The organism is Bartonella sp. AP30XZML, assembly GCF_042195945.1.
Taxonomy (GTDB): Bacteria; Pseudomonadota; Alphaproteobacteria; order Rhizobiales; family Rhizobiaceae; genus Bartonella.
The window spans coordinates 43,005-59,028 of the sequence record NZ_JBHIPJ010000120.1 but is presented as its reverse complement, the minus strand read 5'-3'; the positions used below and the strand labels follow the sequence as shown (position 1 = coordinate 59,028).

Sequence of the window (16,024 nt, the reverse complement as noted above, 5' to 3'; positions counted from 1 at the left end):
TATGAAATTAAGCACATTTAAAAAATAAACTTACAAACTTTTTACATATGGGGGGCATCTACAACCTCTAGCCCCCCACCCTTTCCTAACACTTTCAACACATGCGTGATTCACGCTACGGGTGGATTGTGCGCAAATCAAGGAAATAAACCATGGAAAAGAAATATGAACTTACTGATGAAACAACTGAGGTTGATGGCAAAACTCTCCACCGCATTCGTGCACTGAGAGATTTGGGGGACGTCAAGAAAGGTGATCTTGGCGGCTATATCGAGAAAGAAGACAATCTAAGTCATGATGGCAATTGCTGGGTTGGGGGTTATGCCAAGGTTTATGATGATGCTAAGGTTTACGAAAATGCACATGTTTACGGTTATGCCGAGGTTCACGGCAATTCTCGTATTTATGGCAAAGCAGAAGTTTTCGATGAACCATGCATTTACGGTCATGCAGAAGTTTACGGTGATGCATATATTTGCGGTGAACCGCACGTTTTTGATAATGCAGAAGTTTATGGCAATGCACAAGTTTACGGTGAGGCATACATTTACGATAGGGCGCGTGTTTACGGCAATGCGCAAGTTTACGGTGATGCGCATATTTACGGTCATGCAAAAATTTACGGTGATGCATGTGTATGTTGGAACGACTGGATTGATGACGATAGAAGAATCTCAACTAGAGAAAAAACCAGATGAGAAAATAACGAACTACTAATCTTATAGTATCTCTATAAGCCGTTTCTAACACCGAAAAACCAACTTTTAAACACCAGCGTGATTCACGCCACGGGGGAATTGCATCTAAAATGAAGGGGAACAGATATGGCACACCGCCAACCTACTATAACACAACCAGCCATTGCACGTGCTTTACGAGAAGCTAAAAAACAAGGAGCAGAGGTTGTAGAAATCAAGCCTACTGGTGAATTATTAATTCATATCAATAAAATCGTAACACCAACAACGATAGATAATACTTATAGCATTGACGATTTTCCACCGCTTGAAAATGAACAAAAAGACTACGATACCAGCAAATCGTGTCCCTCTGTTGACGGTATAAAGTTTTAGCCATGCCAAAACGCCGTCCACCGCATCTTGTTCGTGAACGCACACGCCATGGTAAAATCATATGGTATGTACGTATTGGTCATGGACCACGGTTTCGGATTGAAGGAACCTATGGAACGCAAGAGTTTGTCGATAATTATACGCTTGCTCTTAAGCAAGCTCAAAATAGCTCCTCCAAAACAAAGAGGCGTACCAGACTCACAGAAGGGTCTTTCGATTGGTTGTTGCATCAGTATTTACAAAGCATGCAATGGCATAATCAATCAGAATCTACTAAAAAAGTTAAATATCGAATTCTGAATAATGTTTCTAAACATATCGGTGATCGTGCATATAAAAGCATAAACAAACAACACATGCTTGAAGCCGTAGACAGAAGGCGAGAGACCCCCGCAGCTGCAAAACATTTTTTGACCTCTTTAAACGGTCTCTTTAATTGGGCGGTTGATAATGCCCTTTTAAATAGAAATCCTGCCTTTAATATAAAAGCACCAAAATCTTTAAACAGTGATGGATTACTGCCATGGCTAGAAGAGGACATAGACAAATATTATCACCGTTGGTCACATGGTACACATGAACGCGTCTGGATTGATGTTCTTCTTTATACAGGCTTGCGTCGTGGTGATGCCGTTCGTATCGGCTGGAAAGACGTCAAAGATAATATCATTTATCTCAAAACAGAAAAGAGCCAATTTAAAACAGATGTTTTTCTTCCTATTTTACCAGAACTAGAGGAAACCCTTAAAATTGGTCCCATAGGTAATGAAACATTTATTTGTGGTAAAGGTGGAAATAAGCTTGTCAAAGAAAGTTTTGGCAACCTCTTTCGTGAAGCATGTAATGCGGCGGGTATTAAAAAATCAGCGCACGGATTGCGAAAATTAGCAGCAACACGTGCAGCCAATGCTGGTGCGACAGTTTCGCAAATGAAAGCGCTTTTTGGCTGGACAGAAGATAACATGGCATCCCTCTATACCAAAACAGCCGATAGAAAACGACTTGCAATAGAAGCAATCAAAAAACTTCAAAAAAGTTAGGGATAGGTGGAAAATAAGTTAAAAGAATCAACGGAATCAAAATTCCCGAACTTTTATATAACCCATTGATTTAATTAAATATTGGCTGGGGTACCTGGATTCGAACCAGGGAATGCCGGTACCAAAAACCGGTGCCTTACCACTTGGCTATACCCCAAAAAAACACGCTTTATAGCGACGTCTTGCACTTTATAGCGATTCCTGTGATTGGACGCAATATCTGAAAATCAAAGACTTTACTTTTTTATCATAAAATTTCTGAGTTTTGTATGGCATTGCCATCGATACAAATTCGTAGCAGAAACTGATATACAGTTGTGATTTTAACATAAGAAAAAACCATTTATCCATCAATTATTTTGCTCTTTGTATTGATTTTCTAGGAACAGAAAATGAAAATCTTGCAGTTTACTCATGTATCTAATAAATTTGCATATGATTTACTTTTCTTGATATATTAAAATCCCATCTTGCTCAATTTAAGAAAAAAGCTGTCACCACATTGGCAATCGGTAAGTGTATAATAGTGCTGCTGTGCTCTTGCATTAAGCATAAAGATGGTAATGTCCACTAATTTTTACATTATATTATTCATGGGTAGCACCATAAAATAAAATCAAGCACATTGAAAAATATTTCCTAAAAAATAACACTTAATATTCTGTTGAAAACATTATGATACACCAATAAACTGGAAGAGTTTTGCAAAAATTAAAAACATTTTATATGGTATTTGAAAAAATAGAGATACAAAAACAAGGAATAATAACTATTTCCATTTACTTTTTATTCAAAAGATAATGATATTTATTACCCACTCATAGATGTAAAAAAATCTTCAGAAGCAATCTTTATGTAGACCAATACCCTTTTTGATTGATGAATATACATTTCCTAAAAGCTTCTTTTACAAAAAGAGAAACATTAAAACTATTTCATACAAACTAGGTATTCAACATTTGCTTTTAAATGCGGTAAATGGCAAATTAGGCTTATGAAATAAGCTTAACAATTAGAATCGAGGAGATTTTTAAATGGCTTTTGAATTGCCCCCGTTGCCTTATGATTACGATGCCCTTTCGCCTTATATGTCACGCGAAACGCTTGAATATCATCATGATAAGCATCACCTTGCTTATCTTACCAACACCAATAATTTTGTGAAAGAGTTAGGCTTAGAAAATGAAAGCCTTGAAGATATTGTTAAAAAAAGTTTTGGAAAAAATATTGGTTTGTTTAATAATGCAGCGCAGTATTACAATCATAACCACTTTTGGCTTTGGATGAAAAAAAATGGTGGTGGCCAAAAACTTCCTGAAAAGTTAGCAAAAGCTATTGACGCTGATCTAGGTGGTTACGACAAATTCCGCGCTGATTTTATTGCTGCTGCTAGTGCCCAATTTGGTTCTGGATGGACATGGGTTGCTATTAAAGATGGCAAGCTTGAAATTATGAAAACGCCTAATGGTGAAAATCCCTTAGTGCACAATGCTCGCCCTATTTTGGGTGTCGATGTGTGGGAACATTCCTATTACATTGATTATCGCAATGCTCGACCGAAGTACCTCGAATCCTTTGTAGACCATTTAATTAATTGGGACTATGTTTTGGAACTTTATGAAGCATGTGAATTTTAAACTATCTAGATAATTTTTTAGTGTATGAAAGTCTCTATAATCCAATAAATTATCGGAGACTTTCATACAGAAGTATTATGGATTAGCAAAAGTCTTTTCCTGCTATCTTTAGAATATATGCATAGATATAGGCAACTTCTTCTAGCTTTGAAAAACGTCCAGCTGCACCAGCGTGCCCTGAATCCATATTAATACGTAATAAAACTGCATTATCGTCTGTTTTTAGGTCTCGTAATTTTGCCACCCATTTTGCAGGCTCCCAGTAAGTTACACGAGGATCTGTTAATCCTGCCATCACAAGTATAGGGGGATAGTTTTGAGCTTTGACATTATCGTAAGGGGAATAGGAAGCAATAAGCTTATAATCTTCTTCTGATTCAAGAGGATTCCCCCATTCGGCCCATTCTGGAGGTGTGAGTGGCAATGAAGCATCTAACATTGTCGCTAAGACATCAACAAAAGGCACATTCGCTACGATCCCAGCAAAATCCTGGGGAGCTATATTGGCAATGGCTCCCATCAACATCCCCCCTGCTGAACCACCATGAGCAATCAGCCGGTCGTGAGAAGTGAATTTATTGTTTACAAGGTAACGCCCACAAGCAATAAAATCTGTAAATGTATTGTGCTTAAAGAGATGCTTTCCTTTCTCATACCACTCTACTCCCTTTTCTTTTCCTCCACGAATATGAGCAATCGCGTAAATAAAACCTCTGTTTACTAAAGAAAGTACATTACTATTGAAACTGGCAGGAATAGAGATCCCATAAGCACCATAACCGTAAAGCAGACAAGGCGCACCACCATCAAGGAGAGTGTTTTTGTGGTAAAAAAGTGAAATAGGAATCTTCTCACCATCGTCTGCTATTGCTGTAATCCGTCGTGTTACATATGCATCTTTATTATGCCCAGAGGAAATTATTTGCGTTTTTAAAAGCATTCGTTTACAATTTTTCATCTCATAATCAAACACTTGATCAGGTGTTGTCATAGATGAATAGGAAAAACGAATAGTTGGACTGTTATATTCTGCAACTCCTTGCAAACTTAAAGAATAAGCCTCTTCAGTAAAAGCAATGGAATTCACTTGTTTAGTGGTACGTTCCATCATTTTTATACGTGGAAGCCCCTCAAAACGTTCGATCCAGACAAGAAAATCTTGATAAGCATCATGGGATAATATTAGGCACCCAAGCTGATGTGGGACAAACTCAGACCAATTTTCTGATTGTGGAGATGTATATGGCGCTACCATAATTTTGAAATCTTTTGCATTATCTAAATTGGTCAGAATATAAAAGACATCACCACCCTCTGTAAGTGAATATTCAATACCTTTTTGTCGTTTCCGTACACATTGGGGAACAGTAAAAGGCGCCTCAGCAGGAATTAACCAGATCTCGGATGTTTCATGATCATGAATATTAATATAAATAACATCATTAAGCTTAGAACCGCTTACATCTAAGAAAAAACCTGGATTGTCTTCACGAAAAATAAGCTTATCTTGTGATTGATCTGTGTTTAATTGGTGATAATAGAGCTCTGAAGGTCGGTGGTTTTTATCCATCTTAGTATAGAAAAAACCTTCAGACCTAGCATCCCATACAATTTGACCAGATGTATCAGTAATTGTGTCCGTACAGTCAGACAATGTCTCAAAATTACGAATTTTAGCTGTATAGAATTCTGATCCTTTGTCATCATAGGTCCATACCACATGTGTATGGTCAGGAGATTCTTGAACTGAACCAAATTTGAAATATTCTTTGCCTTCTGCCAAGACATCACCATTAAGGTACACGTTTTTTTCTCCGCCATTCCTTGGTGTCTGAAAATAATGTGGTTGTTGGCCTCCGGTAACATAAGAGAATCCGTAAGCAAAAGGACCATGTTTTATAGGAACAGAACTATCATTCTCTTGGATCCTGTTTTTCATTTCGGTAAAAAGCAAATCTCGTAATGGTTTTGTATCAGCCATTTGAGCTGATTGATAAGCATTTTCTTTTTCAAGATAATGTCGAATATTGGGATCAAGACAGTTAGGATCTTTAAAAACATCTTGCCAGTTAGACGCACGTAGCCAATGATAGGGATCATCACGAAAAATACCATGATATATTTCCTTATGAGTGATTCTAGATGCTTTGGGAGGAATTGCAAAAGTGCGAGTCATACACAATCCTATATTAAAATATGTTAATAGCTTCGTTTATATGTTAGAATCACAGTGATTGATGCAAGTGTAAAAGTCTATAAGTTCTATTCACTTGCAAAAATAGCACCATGATAATTTTTAAAACTAATACCTTTCTGTTCATTACATATCACAGCTATTGTTTTCTAGGGATATAACACCACTTTTATAATGAAAGTGACTGGTAAAACAATTAAACTATGAGAAAAAGAAGTGATTTTTTTTGAAACAGTATAATCGCATAATTTTACAGAAAGGAATAAATATATCTAAAATATTATTATTACTGTATAAAAATAAAAATGTCATATCTCCTTTTAATGAATAGTTTTATATTATAAATAAATATTATTATGTCATATTTATAATATATAATGTTTTTTATTATTAAATTTTATAAATATAAATAATAAAAATTAATTTAAAACTTATTAAACATAAACTTACTAAACTATAAGTATTCAAAACAAAATATAATAATTTATATATTATATTTTTATAATTAGTAATTTTATTTTTACGTTCTCAAAAAAAATAAATAAATTTTATCATATATTTTTTTATATTTGTGATGTATTATATATTATGTATGATATGTTATAGGGTAAAAATATATTTTAGCATGTAATAATTTCGTTTTTCTTATTGTATATTATGACAAAAAATGGGTATTTATTTGATTTTTTTGTGTTTTGGCAATTTTATAGAATAATTGAATTGACAAAAAAGATTTTTGTACAATATGAAGCTCATGTGCATGAGATCTTTATATCATGAGTATATGCACTATATCTCGATTTTGAATTACTCAATTTTAAATTAAAGGAAACAAGAATGGAACATCGTGCAGTCTTAGAGACTGAAAGCAATTTAGTTATTACATTGGTTGCTGATATTGTTGCTGCCTACGTGAGTAATAATTCTATTCGACCGACTGAAGTGCCAAGTTTAATTGCTGATGTCCATGCTGCTTTTCGTAAAGCAGGGAATCTAGAGTTAACAGAAGTCGAAGTTGAAAAACAAAGGCCTGCCGTTAATCCGAAGCGTTCAGTATTTCCTGATTATCTCATTTGCCTTGAAGATGGAAAGAAGTTTAAATCTCTAAAGCGTCATCTCATGACACATTATGGAATGTTGCCAGAGGAATATCGTGAAAAATGGCAGTTAGATAGTTCTTATCCTATGGTGGCGCCTAATTATGCAAAAACACGATCAGCTTTGGCCAAAGAAATGGGGCTTGGACGCAAAAGCAAACGGAAAAAAACTAAATAATCTTATTTTGCGAAAAAATGGTTTCATGTATAAAGTTGATTTTAGTATACATGTTTTGTGTGAAGCTTTTGTATATATAGCAATTTCTACCAAGGGGATTACATATAGCTTTCGTTACGAATCCGTTTAATCATTGATTTCAGACCATTTGATCGTTGTGGTGTAAGATTTTCATTTAAACCAAGTTTTTCAAAGAGCTCTTGAGCATCAGAATTGCGAATTTCAGAAGCTTTTTTGCCTGAATAAAAAGCAAGAAGTATGTAAATGAGTCCACGCACAATATGAGCATCGGAATCACCTTGAAACGTCAATATTGGATCTTTTGAGTTATTACGTGAAGATAAAAGCCACACTTGGCTAACACAACCAGGAACTTTGTGAGCATCGTTTCGAGCGCTTTCTGGAAAAGGTGGCAATTCATAGCCAAGCTCGATGACATAACGATAACGATCTTCCCAATTATCCAAAAGCGAAAAGTTTTCTATAATATTACCGATTGTTTCCGCCATTATTTTAGTCCTGTTTCGTTTGAATAATCATTCTTGAATACACTTATAAAAAATAAATATTTATTCTTCCTAACATAAATAACACGAAGAACGTTAAAAATCCTTATTTCAAGATAACATTGCATGGTTTTGTAAGAACTCTTGTATTTCGATTTTGTAAGAAACATTAGGGGAAGTCTCTGATATCATTTTTGTTTCCTAATATGTTCCCTAAATATTCATAAGCAGCTCTTGCACCGTAATATGCGCGCTCGCCAAGTGAACTTAAAAAGGATTTTCCTACTTTGCAGGTTTTTATATTACGGTCACAAAATGCGCCTAAGTCATTTAAGGCTTCCTTAAAAGCAATAATCACATCGCTCGTTGTTGTCTCATTATTTTGGGGGCTAGAAGAATGGTTACTGCTTGGATCTGCTACAAAAAATGAAATAATGACAAAAATAAAAAATAAAAAAAATGATAATTTGATTAAAAAACGTATCATGGATAATCAATGTACCGCAGTGGTAAATACAATAAAAGAAACATTTTATACACTGTTGCTTTATAAACAATTTATAAAATGTGCTTTTTATAAAATTGAGTATTCATGTATTGGATCTATATCATTGGCTTTTTTATAAATATGGCACAATTCCGCTGTATAAAATGGGATACATTGTCTATTCAGTAAAAAATTAACATCAAAATTATACACTTACAAGCTGGTCATGTTAATGAACATACTATGATAAAAAATGAGAGAGATAATCATGTTGTGTACATAATTATTTTAAATAATAGTCCACCATATTAGCTTAGTTGAAAAGGCTAAAAAGAGTAAAATTCTGTTATTCTGACTCTAGTGTCGATAAAATATTTATATTATCTATAAAATTTTTACTGGAATGTTATGAAAATGGTCAACATGTCGATAAAAACATCAAAAAAATAACTGCATCTCTTATGATTACATCTCAAGCCAGTTTTTTTTCTATAACATTGTAAACATCAATTTAATTGATAATTATGAAAATTATTTAATAGAAGGAATTTATACCAAAATATAATAATATTAAGAGATAATTATTCTTACCAAACCGTTTATGGATCAGTAACCATCTATATGTAAATTATAAAGAATAGATAACGATTGTCATCTTTTTAGCGTTATAGGCAAATATTTTCAATTTTATTTTAAATAATAGGCAAACATATGCCACAAAATGAAGAATAACGTGGCATTATTGTTTAGATAATTATATGTGATAATGCAGTTTGCAAACACCAAAATGATCTTGAATGCTAATCATTTGGTACTCTCTTTATACACATTAAAGATTTGTAAAAAAATGAAATGAATAAAAGTTGGTAAGAACTCTTGTTGATTTATCAACTTATAAATTGATATAATGAAGCTGCTCATTCTAGGAGTTTGAAAGGAAAAATCAATAATGTCAATGCACTTCTCTCTGGCTGGAAGTAAGAACTGATTCATATTCGTTTCCTAATTTATATTTGTTTCTTTGTAAAAAATAAACGCAACTGAAAATAAAAGTAATGGCAACAAAACGAAAGACATACCGAAAAAAAACTGTAAAACACCGTAAATACTACAGTAGTATTGTTATAACACTTCTTCTTATAACTTTTCATTTTATTTTTTGGAGTGCAAAAACTCTTTATTTCTATACACGAAAAAATACTTTATTTTTTGTTGGATTTCTTCTTTTTAGCATTAGTTTTTTATTTATTTCATTTAATGCTTTATTTTCGCAAATGACAACGCATCAAAATATTTTAACTCAAATGAAATTTTCCTCTGTTCAAAGTATAGGTAAGAGCTCTACTTTATCGGAAAAAGAAGAAAAATCACAAGAACTCTTCCGTGTAGCTTCTGTACATTCTCAAAGTCATAACCACACAAATTCACCTTTACCCTCTCAATCAGCAAGCATGCTGGAAAAGCAAAAAGAACTAGCAAAATTAGGATTTTATGATGGTCCATTAGATGGACTGGAAGGACCTAAAACACGCCGAGCCATCACTTTATGGAAACAGCAAACTGCTCAGAGAATGCAAAAGAATGTTCTATCTAATCCCGCAGCAGATGAAATCGCGATATTAATTAAGCAAAGCGAAATAGAAACAAACAATACAAAAAATATGACACACTTAAAAGAAGCTATTTTAGAGCCTTCTGTTGAAGATATTATACAAGTGCAAAAAGCTTTACATATTTTTGGGAATGAGGAGGTTATTGTCACAGGAATAGAAGATCAAAAGACGATAGAAGCCTTAAAACAGTTTCAAAAAATATTTGATCTTCCTGTAACAGGTAAAATTAATCACACAATTTTAATGAAAATGCGTGAAATTGGTTTATTAAATTGAAGCTAATCATAATAATCTCTTAATTTATAATGATAATTCATCTTTCGTTTGTTTAATGCTCCCCTCAAACATTCCTTCATCTCAAGCCCTCTTATATTCAATCAATCAGAATGGTTTTCTTACACATTACATATTGAGCCGTATAATTTGCTTCAAAAAAACCACAACCGATTGCAGAAAAAAGAATATTGCAAAATAGCAAACGCGCTTGTTCTAGCATTTTTATTGCCTCTGATGATAAAAGGACACGAAATTTTTGTAGTATCACGTAAACCTTTCATATTATCGAACCACGAATTGTCCATATATTATCGTCAATTTGATCTTTATAAATATGATGCAAAGAATTTGTGCAAACACCTGTAAGGATAAGTAGACATAAAGCTAGTTGTGTTATGGTTGTTGTTTTGCAAAGTGTCTGATAAAAAACCGGCACTTCTCTCTAATCTACTGCTGGAAAGTTATGTGTTTTATGACATTGTCTTCTTAAGAGAGCGTGTGCGTTTAGTATTGCCTATAAATCAACATCCAAACCTAACGCAGCAGTATGTTTGAAACAAATGTTAAGACAGTTTAGTACTTCTCTCAGCTGTTATAGCTTTTGTATGCCAAATGGAAGCAAGAATATTGCGCATCTCTGTTTGTATAATCTCTTAAAACAGGAAAACAGCCTAATTTGGGAAGAATATGAAAATTTAAGGTAAAAACCAGTTTTCATCTTTGCCATTTCCTTTTAATTCAGCTTTACGCCTTTCAAAGACATCTAAAGCAATATCTTTAAAATAACGGAGATTACCTATTGCCTCATGCTCTTATTTATCACATGTCTTTTTAGTCTCACTCCCCCTCACCTAAAACAAAATGTCCCAAACGGAATATACTTGGATTGCCATTCACGGGCTTTCTTAAAAAACATCTCTAAAGCACCCAAAACCACTTCGCAACAACGCCCGTGAATAATAATAGCAGCCCCCCCACAACAACTGCGCGACAGCGCACATCATCTTTACGCTTGTGAAGAAGCAAGCCGGCACCATTACACACTGTACCTACCTTCAATTTGTGATAGCTCTCACTTGAGATGATTCATAAGAGGCATATCCTTGCTTTATTTTTTTATCCACAGACGCTCATCCCGCCTGTAACATACAAAAAACATGGTTTTGATTGATTCATTATAAAAGAAGTTGAAATAAGAAGATCTTATGATATTTACAGCTTTCATTCAATATGAGAAATAAAAAATTATCTTTATAAATCAATAGATTGTGTAACTTTGATATTCCTTTATAAATGTAAAGATGGGAGTGCATAATGGAGTTTATAAATTTTGGGAAGATTTTTATAAACTTACGGGGAGTTTTACATAATCCCCATTCCACGAATATCAATGTGAAATGGAGCATCCACTGAGAAATGTCTATCTCAAACAGCATGATGTGCAAAAAAAAATGCATTTGTTTGGAGCATTCTATTTTGCGTGAGGAGCTCATTCCCCTATAAAAAAGCAAACGCATAAATTGACTGCACAATAACACGTTTCTCTCTATCAAGAGGTTCGCCAATAGAAAGTAGTATTAATAATACATCTTTGTCTATCCTGCTTTATATTTTCTCTCATAAACCTCTAAAAAAACACTTTCTCGCGTAACACAACTTATCGTGCATTTTAGAAGCATTTTTATTCCCTTTATTAAAGAAAATAAAAGAATATATAAAAATTTATTTCAGTAATAACGATACAACAAAAAATATTAACCCATTACATCCTTTTTGCTATTGCGGCCTGAGCTGCTGCTAAACGAGCAATTGGCACCCGAAAAGGAGAACACGAAACATAATCTAGGTTATTTTCTTCGCATAAAGCAATAGAGGCAGGATCGCCTCCATGTTCACCGCAAATTCCCAATTTTATTTTTGCACACTTTGAGCGTCCACGCTGTGCAGCAATGGTAATAAGTTCCCCTACTCCATCACGATCAATAGACACAAAAGGATCTTGCTCTAAAAGACCTTTTTGAAAATAGGTTGCCAAAAAAGGAGCTGCATCATCACGGGAAATCCCAAAAGTAGTTTGTGTCAAATCGTTTGTTCCAAATGAAAAAAATTCAGCAGTTTCAGCAATTTCATCTGCTCGAAGCGCCGCTCTTGGAAGTTCAATCATCGTCCCAACCATATATTGAATAGTGCTTCCCTTTTCTTTCATCACTTCCTCAGCAACCTGATCAATACGCGCTTTCACAAAATCGAGTTCAGATTTAAGCGCAACCAGTGGCACCATAATTTCAAGCATAACAGGAGATCCAGATTTTTGGGCAGCTTCTGCTGCTGCTTCAAAAATCGCCCGCGCTTGCATTTCTGCAATTTCAGGATAAGTAATAGCTAAACGGCATCCTCGTAATCCAAGCATAGGATTAAATTCGTGCAACTGCTGAGTGCGTTCAGCAAGCACTTCAGCAGAAACCCCCATAGCTGTTGCAACATCAAGAATTTCTGCTTTCGTTTTAGGCAAAAATTCATGTAATGGTGGATCTAGCAAGCGGATAGTAACAGGTAAACCACACATAATTTCAAATAATTCACTAAAATCTGAACGCTGCATTGGCAAAAGCTTATCTAGTGCTTTACGACGACCACTTTCATCATGACTTAAAATCATTTCACGCATGGCAACGATACGTTCATCAGAAAAAAACATATGCTCCGTACGGCAAAGACCTATACCTTCAGCCCCAAAAGAGCGTCCCATACGGGCATCAGATGGTGTATCAGCATTAGCGCGAACTCTTATACGTCGCATCCCATCAGCCCATTCCATTAATTTTGCAAAGTCTCCGCAAAGCTGAGGCTGCAACATTGCAACTTTCCCTTTGAAAATTTCTCCACTTCCACCATCAATTGTGATAACATCACCTTTTTTTAGGCTTTCTCCTGAGGCAAACAACGTATTTGTGTTATAATCAATCCGCACACTGCCAGCACCAGAAATACATGGTTTTCCCATCCCCCGCGCAACAACAGCAGCGTGACTTGTCATACCGCCACGCGTTGTTAAAATTCCTTCTGCAGCATGCATACCATGAATATCTTCTGGGCTTGTTTCTACCCGGACCAAAATAACTTTGCGACCTTCCGCCGACACAGTTTCTGCCTCTTCTGAAGTAAAAACAATTTCACCAGTTGCGGCTCCAGGAGAAGCAGGTAAACCACGTCCTATAACAAAACGTTCTGCTTTGGGATCAAGTGTTGGATGCAAAAGTTGGTCAAGCGACTTTGCATCAATACGCATCACAGCCTCTTCACGGTTTATTAACCCCTCCTCAACCATTTCAATTGCCATCTTGAGAGCCGCACGAGCCGTGCGTTTTCCTGAACGAGTCTGAAGCATCCATAATTTACCTTTTTCAATGGTAAATTCGAGATCTTGCATATCCCGATAATGCTGCTCAAGATTCTGCGCAATCTGACATAATTTCAAAAAAGCCTCAGGCATAATTTTTTCTAACGACGGTCTATTTGAACCAGAAACAATACGCGCATTTTCTGTAATATTTTGAGGCGTTCGAATGCCCGCCACAACATCTTCCCCTTGCGCATTAACTAAAAACTCACCATAAAGTTCTTTTTTCCCTGTCGATGGATTGCGTGTAAAAGCAACGCCCGTTGCCGAATCTTCTCCCATGTTACCAAAAACCATAGCTTGCACATTAACTGCCGTTCCCCAACTTTCAGGAATGCTATGTAAACGGCGATAAGTAACTGCACGTGCTGTCATCCAACTTGAAAAAACGGCTCCAATCGCCCCCCATAACTGTTGTTCAGGATCTTGTGGAAAAGGGGTTCCTAATTTTTCTTCAACATAGGCTTTATAAGAAATAATAACATTCTTCCAATCATCTGCTGTCATTTCTGTATCAATAGTGTAACCATTGCATGCTTTTACTTCATCAAGAATCTCTTCAAAATACGAATGGTCTAGCCCCAAAACAACGTTAGAATACATTTGGATAAAACGCCGATAACTATCATAAGCAAAACGTTCATTATTGGCTTGTAAAGCAATTGCTTTTACAGTTTTATCATTCATGCCAAGGTTCAGCACTGTATCCATCATCCCTGGCATAGAAGCCCTAGCCCCTGAACGAACAGACAGCAAAAGTGGTCTTTGTTCATTCCCAAATTCACGTCCTGTTTGTTCAGCAACGTATCTTAGTGCTTGCTTAACAGATTCCTGTAGCTCTTCTGGATATGATTTGTCATGGGCATAATAAAAATTACAAACTTCTGTTGTCAGCGTAAATCCGGGTGGTACGGGCAAACCAAGATTACTCATTTCTGCCAAATTAGCCCCTTTACCTCCGAGAAGGTTACGCTCACTTGCACTTCCTTCTGCCTTTCCATCTCCAAAACTATAAACCCATTTTTTCACTGTACAAATCCTCCCATATCAGCTTCAAAACATCATTCAACCCAGGCTCACTTAAAAGCAATGATTTGATTCAAAATTGGCTCAACGATATCGCTTCATAAATGCATAATATTAATCCTTCCAAAAGAGATAATGACCAAAAATCACTATCCATCTTCTGGAAGATTAAGATTCAGTTTTTTAGAAAACTATCAATCACCGAAAAAAATTCTTCTACTTTCATGGCACCTTCATATTTACTACCATTAATAAAGAAAGTAGGTGTTGCTGTGACACCAAGCTCTTTACCGCGTTCAAAAGATGCATTTACTTCATCTAAAATGGACTGATTTTTCAAACACGCAGTAAAACTTTCATCTGTAAAACCAGCCATTAAGCCAATTTTCTTCAATGGTGTTAGAGCATTTTTTCCGAAAGCCCATTCATTTTGTTTTTGAAATAAAACTTCTATCAAAGGAAAATAGCGATCTTCCGGTGCACACCGTGCCAACATAAAACCTGCTGTTGCCCGAGGATCAAAAGCATATTCTCGGAAAATAAGTTTTACTTTTCCTGTTTTGATATATTTTTTACGAATTTGGGGAAGTATATCATTATAAAAATGCGCACAATGGGTACATGTCAACGAAGCATACTCAACAATGACGACTGGTGCATCCGCCTCTCCCTCAAAGCGATCCTTTACTTTACCCGATTGAAGAAGCTCTGCCATATCAACAGTTGCCACTGATTTGGGATCACGCGCTAAAGCAACTGTTACACTGTTTTGTACAATCGTTATGAAGAGAAAAATTATCCCGAAAGATAAAAAAGAACGATATTTTACCATAAATAATACTTTTCTGTTGTTATTAACGAATAGGAATCCAATGCTTTCTCATATATTAAAGAAAAATATATAAAATATCTTTCTATTTATTATTTTTTTCCAAAAAAATGCAACAGCCAAGTTGATAAAGTGCTTGGTGCAAACTTTTATCTTCAATTCCTTCAAGCATTTTTTCCACGCATTTTTTGTCTTGTTCACTCAAAGGCGGTTTTAGAGGCAAGTGATTCATAAAAACCGACATACTCCTTTGCTCAATCTTGATGCGATCAATAGCAATATAGCCAAAAAATCCGTTAATTCTATGAAGTAATTCCTCTGTTTCATGCATCAATTTTAACGCAGCAAATCCTTCACATGCGACAACAAGTGTTGCTGGCTGAAAAACTTCATCTTGATCTGCACGACGTTTCCAAATAATTTTAAGCGGCATTGTATGTTCACTGATATCATAGCCCGCAATTTGTGGCCAATGTTCTATAAGCGCTACATTAAGCCCTGTCCGTTTGCGTAAAACTGGATCAAGTATTTTGTATACCGTCTCAGAAAGAGAATAAAAGATACGTTTTTTAAGTTGTTTTCTCATTTTTAGATCATTGTTCAACCGCTTACTAAATTAAAATCATTTGTTTCATCTAAAAATTGTTGCCTCCTCAATTTATGAAATA

General features: G+C 35.2%; 12 protein-coding genes, 1 tRNA gene and 1 pseudogene. 6 read left to right on the top strand and 8 right to left on the bottom strand.

Translation table 11 applies throughout. The features are described from left to right. Positions 1-152: 152 nt before the first annotated feature. The 3 genes from ACFIL2_RS10505 to ACFIL2_RS10495 all read left to right on the top strand — a co-directional run bounded on the left by ACFIL2_RS10505 (position 153) and on the right by ACFIL2_RS10495 (position 2,113). A complete protein-coding gene (locus tag ACFIL2_RS10505) occupies positions 153-698 on the top strand; it encodes a hypothetical protein (protein ID WP_375680225.1) in 546 nt (181 codons plus the stop codon). Positions 699-824: 126 nt separating this feature from the next. Next, positions 825-1,073, top strand: coding sequence for a hypothetical protein (locus ACFIL2_RS10500; protein ID WP_375680224.1), 249 nt, complete (start codon positions 825-827; stop codon positions 1,071-1,073). Between the two features lie 2 nt (positions 1,074-1,075). Then, positions 1,076-2,113 (top strand): tyrosine-type recombinase/integrase, encoded by a 1,038-nt coding sequence (locus tag ACFIL2_RS10495; protein ID WP_375680223.1) that lies wholly within the window; start codon positions 1,076-1,078, stop codon positions 2,111-2,113. An 82-nt stretch (positions 2,114-2,195) separates the two neighbouring features. On the opposite strand, the gene ACFIL2_RS10490 is transcribed toward ACFIL2_RS10495, so the two are convergent. Then, positions 2,196-2,270: transfer RNA gene (locus tag ACFIL2_RS10490), tRNA-Gln, on the bottom strand. 877 nt (positions 2,271-3,147) lie between these two features. Here ACFIL2_RS10490 and ACFIL2_RS10485 point away from each other — a divergent pair. Then, complete coding sequence (locus ACFIL2_RS10485) at positions 3,148-3,750, top strand: superoxide dismutase (protein ID WP_375655268.1); 603 nt, start codon at positions 3,148-3,150, stop codon at positions 3,748-3,750. A gap of 82 nt (positions 3,751-3,832) precedes the next feature. Here ACFIL2_RS10485 and ACFIL2_RS10480 read toward each other — a convergent pair whose 3' ends face one another. Next, positions 3,833-5,926 carry a S9 family peptidase gene (locus tag ACFIL2_RS10480; RefSeq protein WP_375680222.1) on the bottom strand — a complete coding sequence of 698 codons (2,094 nt, stop codon included), beginning with the start codon at positions 5,924-5,926 and terminating at the stop codon, positions 3,833-3,835. A gap of 855 nt (positions 5,927-6,781) precedes the next feature. Here ACFIL2_RS10480 and ACFIL2_RS10475 point away from each other — a divergent pair. Beyond that, positions 6,782-7,219 (top strand): MucR family transcriptional regulator, encoded by a 438-nt coding sequence (locus tag ACFIL2_RS10475; RefSeq protein WP_012754848.1) that lies wholly within the window; start codon positions 6,782-6,784, stop codon positions 7,217-7,219. A 98-nt stretch (positions 7,220-7,317) separates the two neighbouring features. On the opposite strand, the gene ACFIL2_RS10470 is transcribed toward ACFIL2_RS10475, so the two are convergent. Further along, the gene (locus tag ACFIL2_RS10470) at positions 7,318-7,728 is read right to left on the bottom strand and encodes a SufE family protein (protein ID WP_375611146.1); all 411 of its coding nucleotides are present in this window, start codon (positions 7,726-7,728) and stop codon (positions 7,318-7,320) included. Positions 7,729-7,836: 108 nt separating this feature from the next. Next, positions 7,837-8,212, bottom strand: a pseudogene (locus ACFIL2_RS10465) (DUF5330 domain-containing protein). A 1,055-nt stretch (positions 8,213-9,267) separates the two neighbouring features. Between ACFIL2_RS10465 and ACFIL2_RS10460 the strand changes: the two are divergent. Next, a complete protein-coding gene (locus tag ACFIL2_RS10460; protein WP_375655270.1) occupies positions 9,268-10,101 on the top strand; it encodes a peptidoglycan-binding protein in 834 nt (277 codons plus the stop codon). Between the two features lie 918 nt (positions 10,102-11,019). Here ACFIL2_RS10460 and ACFIL2_RS10455 read toward each other — a convergent pair. From ACFIL2_RS10455 to ACFIL2_RS10440, 4 genes are all read right to left on the bottom strand, one after another. Next, positions 11,020-11,145 (bottom strand): hypothetical protein, encoded by a 126-nt coding sequence (locus tag ACFIL2_RS10455; RefSeq protein WP_375655271.1) that lies wholly within the window; start codon positions 11,143-11,145, stop codon positions 11,020-11,022. A 718-nt stretch (positions 11,146-11,863) separates the two neighbouring features. After that, on the bottom strand, positions 11,864-14,530 hold the full coding sequence (gene ppdK / locus ACFIL2_RS10450; protein WP_375634250.1) for a pyruvate, phosphate dikinase: 2,667 nt from the start codon (positions 14,528-14,530) through the stop codon (positions 11,864-11,866). A 172-nt stretch (positions 14,531-14,702) separates the two neighbouring features. Continuing rightward, positions 14,703-15,359 carry a DsbA family protein gene (locus ACFIL2_RS10445; RefSeq protein ID WP_375611143.1) on the bottom strand — a complete coding sequence of 219 codons (657 nt, stop codon included), beginning with the start codon at positions 15,357-15,359 and terminating at the stop codon, positions 14,703-14,705. Positions 15,360-15,441: 82 nt separating this feature from the next. Further along, on the bottom strand, positions 15,442-15,942 hold the full coding sequence (locus ACFIL2_RS10440; RefSeq protein ID WP_375631604.1) for a DUF721 domain-containing protein: 501 nt from the start codon (positions 15,940-15,942) through the stop codon (positions 15,442-15,444). Positions 15,943-16,024: the final 82 nt, after the last annotated feature.